This window comes from Ancylobacter sp. FA202 (assembly GCF_000380205.1).
GTDB lineage: Bacteria > Pseudomonadota > Alphaproteobacteria > Rhizobiales > Xanthobacteraceae > Ancylobacter.
On the sequence record NZ_KB904818.1, the window covers coordinates 394,941 to 408,164 of the forward strand.

11 protein-coding genes, 1 pseudogene and 1 riboswitch are annotated in these 13,224 nt (G+C 72.7%); of the genes and pseudogenes, 3 read left to right on the forward strand and 9 right to left on the reverse strand.

The genetic code is table 11. From position 1 onward, the window contains the following. Window positions 1-297: 297 nt before the first annotated feature. The 3 genes and pseudogenes from A3M1_RS24860 to A3M1_RS0101785 form a co-directional block, all read right to left on the reverse strand. A pseudogene (locus A3M1_RS24860) lies at window positions 298-821 on the reverse strand (cobalt-precorrin-4/precorrin-4 C(11)-methyltransferase); the annotation flags it as partial. Between the two features lie 41 nt (window positions 822-862). Next, window positions 863-1,261, reverse strand: coding sequence for a cobalamin biosynthesis protein (locus A3M1_RS0101780; RefSeq protein WP_018387234.1), 399 nt, complete (start codon window positions 1,259-1,261; stop codon window positions 863-865). Next, window positions 1,258-2,538, reverse strand: a complete 1,281-nt coding sequence (locus A3M1_RS0101785) for a bifunctional cobalt-precorrin-7 (C(5))-methyltransferase/cobalt-precorrin-6B (C(15))-methyltransferase (protein ID WP_018387235.1) — start codon at window positions 2,536-2,538, stop codon at window positions 1,258-1,260. Before A3M1_RS0101785 ends, A3M1_RS0101780 begins: the two co-directional genes overlap by 4 nt. Here A3M1_RS0101785 and A3M1_RS0101790 point away from each other — a divergent pair. Beyond that, complete coding sequence (locus tag A3M1_RS0101790; RefSeq protein ID WP_018387236.1) at window positions 2,537-3,319, forward strand: cobalt-precorrin-6A reductase; 783 nt, start codon at window positions 2,537-2,539, stop codon at window positions 3,317-3,319. The two genes, A3M1_RS0101785 and A3M1_RS0101790, sit on opposite strands and share 2 nt — an antisense overlap. 164 nt (window positions 3,320-3,483) lie before the next feature. Here the strand turns inward: A3M1_RS0101790 and A3M1_RS0101795 are convergent, their stop codons facing one another. The 6 genes from A3M1_RS0101795 to cobW all read right to left on the reverse strand — a co-directional run bounded on the left by A3M1_RS0101795 (window position 3,484) and on the right by cobW (window position 11,612). Then, window positions 3,484-4,245 (reverse strand): precorrin-3B C(17)-methyltransferase, encoded by a 762-nt coding sequence (locus tag A3M1_RS0101795; RefSeq protein WP_018387237.1) that lies wholly within the window; start codon window positions 4,243-4,245, stop codon window positions 3,484-3,486. After that, entirely contained in the window at window positions 4,245-4,979 is a 735-nt protein-coding gene (locus tag A3M1_RS0101800; RefSeq protein ID WP_018387238.1) for a precorrin-2 C(20)-methyltransferase, read from the reverse strand. Before A3M1_RS0101800 ends, A3M1_RS0101795 begins: the two co-directional genes overlap by 1 nt. Continuing rightward, complete coding sequence (locus A3M1_RS0101805; protein ID WP_018387239.1) at window positions 4,976-5,611, reverse strand: precorrin-8X methylmutase; 636 nt, start codon at window positions 5,609-5,611, stop codon at window positions 4,976-4,978. Before A3M1_RS0101805 ends, A3M1_RS0101800 begins: the two co-directional genes overlap by 4 nt. Further along, window positions 5,612-6,808, reverse strand: coding sequence for a precorrin-3B synthase (gene cobG, locus A3M1_RS0101810; protein WP_018387240.1), 1,197 nt, complete (start codon window positions 6,806-6,808; stop codon window positions 5,612-5,614). Then, a complete protein-coding gene (cobN, locus tag A3M1_RS0101815; protein WP_018387241.1) occupies window positions 6,805-10,341 on the reverse strand; it encodes a cobaltochelatase subunit CobN in 3,537 nt (1,178 codons plus the stop codon). Before cobN ends, cobG begins: the two co-directional genes overlap by 4 nt. 206 nt (window positions 10,342-10,547) lie before the next feature. After that, complete coding sequence (gene cobW / locus A3M1_RS0101820) at window positions 10,548-11,612, reverse strand: cobalamin biosynthesis protein CobW (RefSeq protein ID WP_018387242.1); 1,065 nt, start codon at window positions 11,610-11,612, stop codon at window positions 10,548-10,550. A 115-nt stretch (window positions 11,613-11,727) separates the two neighbouring features. Further along, a riboswitch (cobalamin riboswitch) is annotated at window positions 11,728-11,936 on the reverse strand. A gap of 138 nt (window positions 11,937-12,074) precedes the next feature. Here cobW and cobU point away from each other — a divergent pair. Both cobU and cobO read left to right on the forward strand, forming a co-directional pair. Continuing rightward, window positions 12,075-12,578: a bifunctional adenosylcobinamide kinase/adenosylcobinamide-phosphate guanylyltransferase gene (gene cobU, locus A3M1_RS0101825; RefSeq protein WP_018387243.1), complete on the forward strand. Its 504-nt coding sequence runs from the start codon at window positions 12,075-12,077 to the stop codon at window positions 12,576-12,578. Continuing rightward, window positions 12,578-13,198 (forward strand): cob(I)yrinic acid a,c-diamide adenosyltransferase, encoded by a 621-nt coding sequence (cobO, locus tag A3M1_RS0101830; RefSeq protein WP_018387244.1) that lies wholly within the window; start codon window positions 12,578-12,580, stop codon window positions 13,196-13,198. Before cobU ends, cobO begins: the two co-directional genes overlap by 1 nt. Window positions 13,199-13,224 lie beyond the last annotated feature (26 nt).

The following is a 13,224-nucleotide window of genomic DNA, read 5'->3' on the forward strand; positions in this document are numbered from 1 at the left end:
TCGGGGAGAAGGGTAGTTGAGCGCGGCAGCCCTCTCCCCCCTCACCGGCCCGCTGCGCGGGCCACCTCTCCCCGACGGGGAGAGGGAAAGACAAGCGCGCGCTCATTCCCGCCCCCGGAATCGCCGTTGATATCCGGCGTCATAGAGCGCGCTCTCGCGGAAATCCGCCGGCGCCAGCGCCTTGCCCACCAGGATGAGCGCGGTGCGCTCCACCGGCTCCCTCGCCACCTTGGCGACGATGTCATCGAGCGTGCCTGAGATCACCCGCTCGGTCGGCCGGCTCGCCTCCACCACGACAGCCACCGGGCAGTCCCCGCCATAGAGCGGCGCCAGTTCCGCCACCACCTGTTCCAGCGCGTGAATGGCGAGGTGGATGGCGAGCGTCGCGCCGGTGGCGCCGAACGCTGCTAGCGTCTCGCCCGCCGGCATCGCCGAGGCGCGGCCGGAGACGCGGGTGATGACGAGGCTTTGCGCCAGCCCCGGCACGGTGAGTTCGCGCCCCAGCACCGCGCTGGCGGCGGCGAAGGCCGGCACGCCGGGGGTGAGCGTATAGGCAATCCCGTGTTTTTCCAGCCGCCGGATTTGCTCGGCCACCGCCGAATAGATCGATAAATCGCCCGACTGCAGCCGGGCCACATCCTGCCCTGCCGCCTGCGCCGCGACGAACTCCGCCTCGATCTCGTCGAGCGCGAGCGGCGCGGTGTCGACGATCCGCGCGCCCGGCGGGCACAATGCGCCAGCATTCCCGCGGGCGGCACGATCGAGCCGGCATAGAGGCAGACCTCGCAGCGGGCGATGAGGTCGCGCCCGCGCAGCGTCATCAAGTCGGCCGCGCCCGGCCCGGCGCCGATGAAATGCACGGTCACGATGTCTGCGCCTCCTTCTCCGCTTCCCGCGCGAAGGCGCAGGTCACGGGTCCCAACACGTAGCGCGGGCCGATCAGCGCCGAGCGCCGCCCCGCCACCGCCAGCGCGGAGGCCTCGGCGACCGAGGGCACGCCCATCAGCGCCACCACGCGCTCGGAATGGGTCATCGCCCGCGTGCCCGCCGCCTCCAGCTGGCGCTGCGGCACCATGACCAGCAGCAGGCCGAGATCGAGCGCCGCCTTGATGATGCCGGCCTCGCTGCCCTTCGCCGCCGGGGTCGCCATCAGCGAGATGTCGCACAGCTTCACGCCATGGCGCTCCATCGCCCCGCGCAGGGCGGCACAGACCTCCTCGGCGGTGACGCCGCGACGGCTGCCGATGCCGGCGACGATCATGAGACGGCCCCCGGCTTGGTCCAGCTCCACTGCGTCACCGGCATGGCCGGCCGCCAGCCGGTGAGCCCGCCCACCGGCACCGCGCGGGCGACGGCGAGCCGAACCAGATCGCCCCCAAGCGAGCCATAACAGGCGATCAGCAGCGCCTCGGTCTCCAGCGTCACCGCATTGACAACGAGTCTCCCGCCGGGCTTCAGCGCGTCGAGCGCCGCCTCCAGCACGCCCGGCTCGCCCGCGCCGCCGCCGACAAAGATCGCGTCCGGCGCCGGAAGCCCCGCCAGCGCCTCGGGCGCCTTCCCCTCGACGACCTCCAGCCCCGGCACGCCGAGCGCCGCCGCATTGCGCCGCGCCCGCGCCGCCCGCTCCGGGCGTTCCTCGATGCCGATGGCGGTGAGCGAGGGGTCGGCGAGCATCCATTCAATGCCGACCGAGCCGGCCCCAGCGCCAATGTCCCACAGGAGCTCACCCCGGCGGGGGCTGAGCGCGGACAGCGTCACCGCGCGGATCTCGCGCTTGGTCAGCTGGCCGTCATGCTCGAACAGATCGTCCGGCAGGCCCGGCGCGCGGGCCAGGATGCGCGCCCCCTGCCCCGCCACCACCTCGATGGCGACAAGGTTCAGCGGGTCGATATCGGCGAGCGCGAAGCCCTCGGCCACGGCGCGGCGCACCCGCTCGCGCGGCCCGCCCAGCGCCTCCAGCACGGTGAGGTGGGAGCCGCCAAAGCCACTTGCCGCCAACAGGCGCGCGATGTCGCCCGGCCCTTCGCCATCCGAGGTCAGCACCAGCAACCGGTGGCCGGGATGAAGATGCGCCCGCACCAGATCCAGCGAACGGCCATGCACGGTGAGGCACCCCACCTCCGCCAGCGGCCAGCCGAGCCGGGCGCCGGCGAGGCTGAAGGCGGACGGCGCGGGAAAGGCGCGCATCTCGCCCGCCGGCACCTGCCGCGCCAGCGTGGCGCCGACGCCGTGCAGGAACGGATCGCCCGAGGCGAGCACGCAGACGTGCCGCCCGCGCAACGCCAGCACCTCCTCGATGCCGCGCGCGAACGGGCTCGGCCAGGCCCGCGCCTCGCCCCGAACCGCATCGCCGGCCAGCGCCAGATGCCGCGCGCCGCCGAACACGACCGAAGCCGCCTCCACCGCCGCCCGCCCGGCGGGGGTAAGGCCGTCCAGCCCATCCTCGCCAATGCCGACAAGGGTGAGCCAGCGGCCGTCGTCCGTGGCGGGCGGTTCGGCAGTTGACGCGGCGGAGGCGATGGTTTCACTGCCGGGCATGAATGCATCCGATAACGGCCGGGAGGCTGGCGCCCCGCGCCTGCTCATCCTCGGCGGCACCAGCGAGGCCCGCGAACTCGCCACGGCGTTGCAGGCGCGCGGGGGATTCGCGCTCAGCCTGTCCCTTGCCGGGCGCACGCGCAACCCGCTCCCGATGGGCGCCCCCACCCGCTCGGGCGGCTTCGGCGGGGTGGAAGGTCTCGAAGCGCATCTCAAGGCCGAGCGCATCGACGCGCTGATCGACGCCACCCACCCCTTCGCCGCCACCATGTCGCACAACGCCGCGCAGGCCGCGCGCCGCGCCGGCGTGCCGCTCCTCGCCCTGCTGCGGCCGCCATGGCAGCGCCAGCCGGCCGATGTCTGGACGCAGGCCGCCAGCATTCCCGAAGCGGTGGAAAAGCTCGGCCCCGCCCCGCGCCGGGTGCTGGTCGCGCTCGGCCGCAACGAGGTGCGGGCGCTGGAGGCCGCGCCGCAGCACGCCTATCTCGTGCGCAGCATCGACCCCGTCGACCCGCCGCTCAACGTGCCGCAGGCCCGCTATATCGAGGCGCGCGGCCCGTTTGCCGAAGCGGACGACCACGCTTTGCTCACCGCCCACCGCATCGACGCCATCCTGTCCAAGAACAGCGGCGGGGAAGCGACCTATGGCAAGATCAACGCCGCCCGCGCGCTGGGGATCGAGGTGGTGATGGTCGCCCGCCCGGCCCGGCCTGAAGTCGAGACGGTGGCGAGTGTCGTTCAGGTGCTCGGCTGGCTGGAGACGCTCGGCCGAAGCACCTAGCCTTCCGGCCCCTGCCGGTGCTTCACCGGCCCGCGCGCCCCGCCCGCGCGCCGTCATCCCCGGGCTTAACCTGGGGATCCACGCCTTCGGTGCGACAGCCGGACAACCGCGAACCGTGGCGCACCGGGCCCGGCCCGTTGCTGACGCGCCTTCCGCCACCCCCATCAGTCGTCCCCGGCGCGGCGCGGCGTGTAGACCAGCGCCGGCAGGCCGGGGCGATCGACCAGCCGCGTCTCCGGCGAGCCGACGATGATGCAGGTCGCCATGTCGGCCATGTGCCCGCGCGCATGGCCGAGCGGCACCACCCGCATCCGCTCGTCCGGCCGCCCCACCGCGCGGCCGAAAATGACCGGCACGCCCGCCGGCAGTTCGGCGCGCAAAATCTCGAAGGCGGTGTCGAGCTGGTGCGGGCGGGCTTTCGACACCGGGTTGTAGAAGGCCATGGCGAAGCCGGCCTGCGCGGCGAGCCGCAGCCGCTTCTCGATCACCTCCCAGGGCTTGAGGTTGTCCGAGAGCGAGATGGCGCAGAAATCATGGCCCAGCGGCGCGCCGCATTTGGCCGCCACCGCCAGCATGGCGGTGATTCCCGGCACGATGACGAGGTCGAGCGCCCGCCATTCCGCCGGGCCGGCCTCGATCGCCTCGATCACCGCCGCCGCCATGGCGAACACGCCGGGATCGCCGCCCGACACCATCGCCACCGTCCCGCCGGAGGCGGCATGGGCCAGCGCCGCGCCGGCGCGGGTCAGCTCCTCGCGATTGTCGGACGGGTTGCGCGCCTGCCCCTCGCGCACCGGCACCCGCTCCAGATAGGGCTGGTAGCCATACAGCGCCTCGGCACCGGCCAGCGCGTCGCTCGCCTCCGGGGTGAGATAGCGCGCCTCGCCCGGCCCGAGGCCGACGATGAACAGTTTGCCTTTAGCCATCAGCGCGTCTCCCAGCCCGGCACCAGCACGATGGCGAAATAGGGCGCGGGCGCATCGCCCCGCGTCTCCAGCTTTTCGCACAGGCTGCCCGTCATCGTGCCGCGCTCGACATAGAGCGCCCGCTCCAGCCGTCCGGCAACCGCCAGCGCCCGGCGGATCTTTGGCAGGTTGCGCCCCACCTTCATGATGACAGCCGCGTCCGTGCCTGTGAGCCGGCGCGCGAGTTCCGCCTCGGAGAGCGTGCCCGGCAGGATGCTCAGCACATCGTCGCCCTGCGCGATCGGCGTTCCCGCCTGCGACCAGCAGCCTGACATGCCGGTGACGCCGGCGATGACCTCGGTGGGAAAGCGGTGCGCGAGCCGCACATGCAGGTGCATGTAGGAACCGTAGAACAGCGGGTCGCCTTCCGAGAGCACCGCCACGGTGCGCCCGGCCAGCAGATGCGCCGCCACCGCCTGCGCGGCGTCCTCGTAGAAGCCCGTGATCGCCGTGCGATAGGGCGCCTCGTCCTTCGGCATTTCCGTGGTCACGGGGTAGCCGAGCGGCAGTTCCTCCGCGCCGGGACGGAAATGCGGGTGGGCGATGGCGCGGGCATGGCTGCCATTGCCGAGCTTGGCGAAATAGGCGACGACATCCGCCGCGCCCAGCGCCCGCACCGCTTTCAGCGTGATCAGTTCCGGGTCGCCCGGCCCGACGCCGACGCCGATCAGCCGCCCCTGCGCGATCTCGCTCATAGGCCCGGCCTCGCCAGCGCGTTCACCGCCGCCGCCGTCATGGCGCTGCCCCCTAAACGGCCGCGCACCACCAGCCAGGGCACGCCGTGCTCGCCCAGGGCCAGCGCGTCCTTGGATTCCGCCGCGCCGACAAAGCCGACCGGGATACCCAGAATCGCGGCGGGCTTCGGCGCACCGGCGTCGAGCATTTCCATGAGGCGAAACAGCGCCGTCGGCGCGTTGCCGATGGCGATGACCGCGCCTTCCATATGGTCGCGCCACAGCTCCAGCGCGGCGGCCGAGCGGGTGGTGCCGAGCCGCTCGGCGAGTTCAGGCACATCAGGATCGCGCAGGGTGCAGATCACCTCATTCTGCGCCGGCAGGCGGGCGCGGGTGACGCCATGCGCCACCATCTGCGCGTCGCACAGGATCGGCGCGCCGGCCTTGAGCGCGTTGCGGGCGGCCCGCACCAGATCGGGGGCGAAATCGATGGCGAAGGCGGCTTCCACCAGCCCGCAGGCATGGATCATCCGCACCGCCACATCCGCCTCCTCGGGCGTGAAGCGGCCAAGCTCGGCCTCCTCGCGGATGATGGCGAAGGAGCGCTCATAAATCGCATTGCCGTCGCGCTCATAGTCGAACGGGGTGGACACTCAGGCCAGATCCTTCTGCAACATCGCGCGCAGCTGCGCGGCGGGCACGATGCGGGCGGGCACATCGCGCGGCGTGCCTTCGACCACGAGACCCGCCCCTTCGTCCAGCCCCACGATGGTCAGCGCCGCTTTTGCAGGGTGGGCGCAGCCCTTCGGACACCCGGAAACATGGAGATCGCGCCCGTCGAGCAGCGGCACCAGCGTCGCCGCGAGTTCATGGGTGTCGAGCCGCGCCGAGGCGCAGGCCGGCTGCCCGGCGCAGGCATAGACCCGGCGGCGCGGATCTTTGGGGTCGGCGAGCAGGCCGAGCCCGGCCGCCACGTCGCGCAGAGCCGGCGCCGCCGCGGGCGTGAGCCCGACCAGCAGCAGCGCCCGGCCGGCGGCCGGTTCAGCATGGGCAACCCCGGCCCGGCGCGCCGCCGCGACGAGTTCGTCCAGCGCCGCCGCCCGGATCTGCCCGAAGCCGAGGCCGATTCCGAGCGCGACGCTTCCGTCGCTGAGCGGGTGCAGCCCCACCGGTTCGGCGCCCTCCTCCGGCACGGCAGAGGGCGCCGCGAGGCCGAACGCGGCGCGCAGGGCCTCCATGCCCTCCGCCGCCACAAGTTCCGCCATCCGCGCCGCCGGGCCGCGCGCGGCCAACCGCTGCAGCAGCGCGATGACCAATGCCGCCGCGCGCTCCAGCGTCACCTCGCCGAGCGGCGTGCCGGCCAGCGCGAGGGAAAGCCCCCTTTCCCCGGCGCTCACCGCGATATCCGCCTTCAGCCCGCCGAGCCGGAACCGGCCGCCCCCATCCACCACCACGGAGGCCTTCGGCGCCAGATGCGGCACCAGCGGCGCCGCGCGCTCAGAAATCGCCTGCGCCAGCGGGCGCGGGTCGAAGCGCTCCGCAGGGTCGCGGCCCGCCAGCGCGCTCACCTCCACCGGAAAGCCCTGCGGCACGTCGATGCCGAGCGCCGCCACCGCCTCGGCAAGGCCCGGCGCGGTCGCGGCCGTCAGCCCGCGCAGCTGCAGCTTGCCGCGTGCCGTCACCTCAAGGATGCCGTTGCCAAGTTCGGCCGCAAGCCACGCCAGCCCGGCGAGTTGGTCCAGCGTCAGTGGTGCCAGCGGCTGCAGCCGCGCCAGCAGCCCGTCGCCGGTTTGCATCGGCTCCGGCAGGCTCGGGCAGGCGCCGCGCCGCAGGGAGAGGAGCGCGCTCATTCCGCCGCCTCCCCGGCAAGCGTGGCGAGGTCGGCCCCGACATCGTTGCGGCGCGGGTGCCAGAGCCCCTTGTCGCGCGCGCCCTCGAAACGGGCGGCGATGAAGCCCGCCGCCTCGGGCGAGGCATCCATCAGGAAGGCGCGCACCCCGGCATCGCCGACATAGGCGCCGTGCAGCGCGTCGATGAGGTGGCCGGGCACCGCGCGCGTCGCCTCGGCGAAGCCGATCAGCCGGTCCACCGTCTCGGCCATTTCCGCCGCCCCACGCGGGCCGTGGCGGGTGAGGCCTACGATATAGCGCGGGTCCACCCGCCCGCGCGCGATCCGCGCCAGCGCCGCTACCAGCGGGCGGGCCTTGGGATGGGCGGGATCGGAGGTGTCGAGCACCACGAGGTCCGGCGTGCGGCCGAGCTTTTCCGCCGCCGCCGCGAAGCCGCCGATGAAGGCGAGGTCGGCGTCGCCCTCCAGCAGGTCGCGGCCGGGATCATCGGCGCCATGCACCAGAAGGTCCGCCGCCGCCACCCGCGCCGCGAAATCGCCCGTCGCGCGGCCCGCGCCTTCCGCCCCGCCATAGGCATGCGAGGCGCTGGCGAGATAGGCGTCGGCCAGCGCCTCCCGCTCCACCCCGTCCGCGCTGCGTTCCAGCCCGGCGCCATAGGCCCCCGGCGCGGTGCCGAAAATGCGCGCGGCATTCTCGCCTGCGGCCTTGAGCGGGTTCTCCTCCTCGCTCTCCTCGCGCCGCGCCACCGCCCGCAGCGCGGCGTCGAGGAGCGCGATCTGCGCCGGGAACAGGTCGCGGAACAGGCCCGATATGCGGAAGGTCACGTCAACGCGCGGGCGCCCCAGCACGGCCGGCGGCAACACCTCGATGCCGGTAACGCGGCCCGAGCCCGGGTCCCACACCGGCCGTGCGCCGATCAGCGCCAGGCCCTGCGCGATCTCCTCGCCGCCGGTGCGCAGCGTCGCGCTGCCCCAGAGGTCGAGCACGAGCGAGCGCGGCCAGTCGCCATGCGCCTGCGCATAGGCGCGCACGATCTCGTCGGCGGCCAGCCGGCCGAGATCCATCGCGGTCGCGGTCGGCAAGGCGCGGGGGTCGCTGGTGAACAGGTTCCGCCCGGTCGGCACCACGTCCGAGCGCCCGCGCCCCGGCGCGCCGGCCGGGCCGGCCGCCACCCGCCGCCCGTCCAGCGCCGCCAGCAGCCCGTCGCGCTCGGCGGCGCCGCAGGGGCCACGGCCATAGACATGGAAGCCGTCCTTCAGCCGCATCTCCTTGATGTCGCAGAGAAAGGCGTCGATCTGGCGCAGCGCCTCCTCCGGGTCGGCGTCCGCGCTCAGCCCGGCGTCGCGGGCAAAGCCGGTGCGGGTCGCCTCTTCGACGATCAGCCGGGCGAGGCGCGCGCGCCGGCGCCCGTCGAGCCCGTCGGCCTGGGCATATTCATCCACCAGCCGCTCCAGCGCGGCGGCCTCGCCGGCAAGGCCGGCCTCCTGCGTCGGCGGCGGCAGATGGCCAAGCGTCACCGCCGCGATCCGCCGCTTGGCCTGCGCCGCCTCGCCGGGATTTGACACGATGAAGGGGTAGGCCACCGGCAGGGCGCCGAGCACGATTTCGGGGAAACAGGCGCGGGTGAGTGCCACATGCTTGCCCGGCAGCCATTCCAGCGTGCCATGCGCGCCCATATGCACCAGCGCGTCGGCGGAACCTTGCAGCCACAGGCCGAAGGCCAGCAGCCCGTGGCGCGGCGGCAGGGCGGGATCGTGATACTGCGCCCGCCGCTCGGCCACCGAGCCGCGCTCCGGCGCCAGCGCCACGGTGACATGGCCGAAGCGGGCGGCACGGAAACGGAAGGCGCCGTCGAACAGGTCCGGGTCGTCCTCCGGCGCTCCCCAGGCGGCCTCAACAGCGGCGACGGCCTCGGGCGGGAGAGCCGCGAGATGGGCGCGATAGGCGGCGAGGGAGAGAACACCGTCGTGCCGCGCAAAGCCCTCTCCCCGACGGGGAGAGGGTTGGGTGAGGGGGAGAACGGGCGCGGAGGGGAAAGCACCCCTCACCCCATCCCTCTCCCCGTCGGAGAGAGGGGGTGGCCCGCCCCTCACCGCCGCCACCAGCGCCTTCTCATCCGCCGGCACATCCTCCACCGCGTAGCCGGCGGTGCACAAATCCGCCAGCAGCGCGCGCACGCTCGCCGGCACGTCGAGCCCCACCGCCCAGCCGGTGCGGCCGGGGGCGCCGGCATAGTCCGGCATCAGCACGGTGATCCGGCGGTCGGCACGGGGAGTCTGTCGCAGCCGCACCAGCGCCGCGACCCGGTCGGCGATCTGCGCCACCCGGTCCGGCTCGGGAAGGTTCACCAGCGCGGCGAAGCCGGGCACGGCGGGGGTTTCCTGCGGCGCCTTGAAGGAGAGCGCCCCGGCCAGCACCCGCCCGTCGAGCTCGGGCAGCACCACATGCATGGCGAGATCGGCGCTGGTCAGCCCGCGCGCGCCCTCCGCCCACGCCGCGCGCTTCGTGGTGGCGACAATCGCCTGCAGCACCGGCACGCCAGGCGCGTCGAGCACCGTCGCCTCGCCGGGATCGGCGGCGGCGAAGGCGGTGAGCGTCAGGATCGCGGCCGGGTCCATGCCCGCCAGCGCCGCCTTCAGGAAGGCGATGGAGGTCGGCTCCTTCAGGCTGGCGACATAGATCGGCCGGGGGTCGAGCCCGCGCGCGCGAAGCGCCGCGCACAGCGCCTCCACCGGCGCGGTATCGCCCGCCAGCGCCATGGAGCGGTAGAAGATGATCGGGATGGCGGGGCGGGCAGCCTCCAAAAGTGAGAGGCCCTCATCCCCGGGCTTGACCCGGGGACCCAGCGTTTCCCCATCCGCACGCCACTGCGGCTGGGTGGCCGGGTCAAGCCCGGTCCTGAGGGCCTGTTGGTCCTCGAAAGCCCTCTTCCCGTCGGGGAGAGGGTTGGGTGAGGGGGACGCAGTGCCCCCCTCATAACCCCCCGCCAGCGGCAGGTTTTGCGGCGCCGGCGGGGAGGCCATCGCCCGTCCCGCATAGCCGGCGAGAACCCGCAGCAGCGCGGCCATATTCGCCGGCCCGCCGGCGCGGAAATAGCCGAGCAGCGTCGCGAGCTCGGCCTCCGCAAGGGTGGAGGCCTCGGCAAGGCGCGGGTCGTCGCGGTCCTCGCCCGGCAGCACGGCGAGCGTGAAGCCCCGCGCCCGCGCCTCGGCGCTGAGCCGGTCGACGCCATAGCGCCACCAGTCGAGCCCGCCGAGCAGCCGCACCACCACGATGCGGGCTCGGCTCCCCACCTTGTCGATCCACAGATCGACCGACATCGGGTGCCGGAGATCGCGCAGATTGGCCAGCCGCAGGCTGGGCAGCCCCGGTCCCGCCATTACCTCCTGTGCCATCACCTCCTGCGCCCGCGCCAGCGCGCCGAGGTCGCTGTCGGCAAAGGAGACGATCACCACCTCGCCGGGCGTCTGGCCGAGATCGACCGGCTCGACGAGGTCGTCGAGGCTGGAGGAGGTGGTGGTGAGGATGTGCATGGGGTGGCGCGTCTCCCGTCAGAATGCCGTCATCCCCGGGCCTGGCCCGGGGATCCACGACTTTGGAGCCGCAAGACGTGGATGGCCGGGACACGCCCGGCCATGACGCCTGTTCCGGTGGCCAAACCGCGCGCAACGAGCATCCTTCGAGGCCCGGACAAGGTCCGGGCACCTCAGGATGACGTGGTGCTGTGGGGCAGGTTCACTCACGCCGCCACGCTCTCCCCGGCGAGGATCGCTTCCACCTTCGCCCGGTCCAGCCCCTTCAGCCCGATGGCGACGAGGCGGCCGGTGCGCGCGCCCTCGCCCCAGGGCCGGTCGAAATGGTGCGCCACGCGCGGGCCCACCGCCTGCACCAGCAGCCGCATCGACTTGCCGGCGACGGGCAAGAACCCCTTCACCCGCAGCACATCCGCCTCCTCCGCCGCCCGCGCCACCCGGGCGGCAAACTCGGCCGGATCGGTGATTTCAGGCACTTCGACGACGAAGCTGTCGAAATCGTCATGGTCGTGGTCGAGTTCATTGTCGTGATGCGTCTTGCGGTTCTCGATGTCGTTCTCGGTGCCGATGCCGAGTCCCATCAGCAGCGCCGGGTCGATCCGCCCCTCGGTCACGCTCACCACACGCACGCCTTTGGGCAGCTCGGCGTCGAGCGCGGCGCGGGCCTTGGCCTGCCCGGCGGCGTCGATCAGGTCGGCCTTGGTGAGGAGGACAAGGTCGGCGCAGGCGATCTGGTCGTCGAACACTTCCTCGATCGGGTCGTCATGGTCGAGGCTGTCATCGGCCGCGCGCTGGGCGGCAAGCGCGTCGTGATCGTGCGCGACGCGGCCCGACGCCAGCGCCTCGCCATCCACCACCGCCACCACGCCGTCCACCGTCACCCGGCTCTTGATCGCCGGCCAGTGGAAGGCCTGCACAAGCGGCTTGGGGAGCGCGAGGCCGGAGGTCTCGATCAGGATGTGGTCGACCTTCGGCTCCAGGGCGAGGATGGCGTCGAGCGCCGGCACGAAATCATCCGCCACGGTGCAGCAGATGCAGCCATTGGCCAGCTCGACGATGTTTTCCTCCGGGCAGGATTCGACGCCGCAGCCCTTCAATATCTCGCCATCGATGCCGACATCGCCGAACTCGTTGACGATCACCGCGAGGCGCCGCCCCCCGGCATTCTCCAGCACATGGCGAATGAGGGTGGTCTTACCCGAGCCGAGGAAGCCGGTGACGATGGTGCAGGGAACACGATCAAGCGCGGCGGGGCGGGATTGGGTCGGCATGCGGCATCTCCACGAAGCTCAGGAATCGCGGGATGCGTCGGTCGCGGAAAGGAGCTTCCGCGCGAAGCCGCGCGCCTCAGCACGGCTCTGCCTGTCTGCCGGGCACCCCGCCGGCACGCACGACCGGACCACCGGCAGGTCTCCTGGCTCGCGGGTCGCTGCCTCGTCGCCGCCTTCCCGGAGAGGTCTCCAGTGGCTTCCGGCTGAGGCTCGCCGCTCACAGTTGCGGGGGCAGCCGCGGAATTGGGGGCCTGAAAGCGCCCCGCACCGCATTCCCTCTTCGTCCCTCCCTGGCGGGAGGAAACCGACGGTCGCGGCCACTTAAGGAGGCTTGGCCGGCAAAGTCAAACCGGACGGCGCCGGTTGCCCGGCGATGCGCCCCGGCTATAGTCCGCCGCTCGCCCGCAGCCGACGACAGGAGCCGACGACGATGACGCCTCGCTTTGCCCCGGCCCCCGCTCCATGGCGCTGACCCTCGTCCTCGGCGGCGCCCGCTCCGGCAAGAGCGCCTATGCCGAGGGCCTCATCTCAGGCTTTTCCCCGCCCTGGAGCTACATCGCCACCGCGCAGGCCTGGGACAGCGAGATGGAAGAGCGCATCGCCCTGCACCGCGCCCGGCGCGGCGCGGGCTGGCAGACGCTGGACGCCCCGCACGAGCTTGCCGACGCCTTGCGCACGTTGCCGCCCGGCCGGCCGGTGCTGGTGGACTGCCTCACCCTCTGGCTCAGCAACCGGATGCTGGCGGAGGCCGACCTCGCCAGCGAGTGCGCCGCGCTGGTCGAGGCGCTCGCCAGCCATGAGGGGCCGGTCTTCGTGGTGTCGAATGAGGTCGGGCTCGGCATCGTGCCCGACAACGCGCTGGCCCGCCGCTTCCGCGACGCGCAGGGCCGGCTCAACCAGGCGGTCGCCGCCCGTGCCGACAGCGTGATCTTCGTGGTCGCCGGCCTGCCGATGAAGGTGAAGTGATGACCGAGATATCTCCCGAGGAAGCCGCCCGCCACCGCGCCAAGATGGAAAAGCGCAAGGCGGTGCAGGACGCGGAAGTGGCGGAAAAATCCGTAGAGAAGGGCCTGCTCATCGTCCATACAGGCCCCGGCAAGGGAAAATCCACCGCCGCCTTCGGCCTCGCTCTGCGCACGCTCGGCCAGCCTGATGGGGCCAAGGTCGGCGTGGTCCAGTTCATCAAGGGCGCGTGGGATTCGGGCGAGCGCCGCGCGCTGGAAAGCTTCGGCCCGCGCGTGGAATGGCACTCCATGGGCGAGGGCTTCACCTGGGAGACGCAGGACCTCGCCCGCGACATCGCGGCCGCCCGCCGGGCCTGGGACAAGGTGCGGGAGATGATGGACGATCCCGCCATCGGCCTACTCATCCTCGACGAGCTGAACATCGCGCTGCGCTACGATTATCTGCCGCTGCCCGAGGTCGTCGCGGCGCTCAGCGCCCGCCGCGAAGGGCTGCACATCGTCGTCACCGGCCGCAACGCCAAGGCGGAGCTGATCGAGGCCGCCGATCTCGTCACCGAGATGGGCCTCGTCAAGCACCACTTCAAAGCCGGGGTGAAGGCGCAGAAGGGCATCGAGTTTTGATCCACCCGTCACAAGAAGCTGCAAGA

Coding starts and splice junctions, on each gene's coding strand:
- A3M1_RS0101780 (WP_018387234.1), bottom strand. CDS start 1,261: ATGATCGTCGCCGGCATCGGCAGCCGTCGCGGCGTCACCGCCGAGGAG.
- A3M1_RS0101790 (WP_018387236.1), top strand. CDS start 2,537: ATGAATGCATCCGATAACGGCCGGGAGGCTGGCGCCCCGCGCCTGCTC.
- A3M1_RS0101785 (WP_018387235.1), bottom strand. CDS start 2,538: ATGCCCGGCAGTGAAACCATCGCCTCCGCCGCGTCAACTGCCGAACCG.
- A3M1_RS0101795 (WP_018387237.1), bottom strand. CDS start 4,245: ATGGCTAAAGGCAAACTGTTCATCGTCGGCCTCGGGCCGGGCGAGGCG.
- A3M1_RS0101800 (WP_018387238.1), bottom strand. CDS start 4,979: ATGAGCGAGATCGCGCAGGGGCGGCTGATCGGCGTCGGCGTCGGGCCG.
- cobG (WP_018387240.1), bottom strand. CDS start 6,808: ATGAGCGCGCTCCTCTCCCTGCGGCGCGGCGCCTGCCCGAGCCTGCCG.
- cobN (WP_018387241.1), bottom strand. CDS start 10,341: ATGCACATCCTCACCACCACCTCCTCCAGCCTCGACGACCTCGTCGAG.
- cobW (WP_018387242.1), bottom strand. CDS start 11,612: ATGCCGACCCAATCCCGCCCCGCCGCGCTTGATCGTGTTCCCTGCACC.
- cobU (WP_018387243.1), top strand. CDS start 12,075: ATGGCGCTGACCCTCGTCCTCGGCGGCGCCCGCTCCGGCAAGAGCGCC.
- cobO (WP_018387244.1), top strand. CDS start 12,578: ATGACCGAGATATCTCCCGAGGAAGCCGCCCGCCACCGCGCCAAGATG.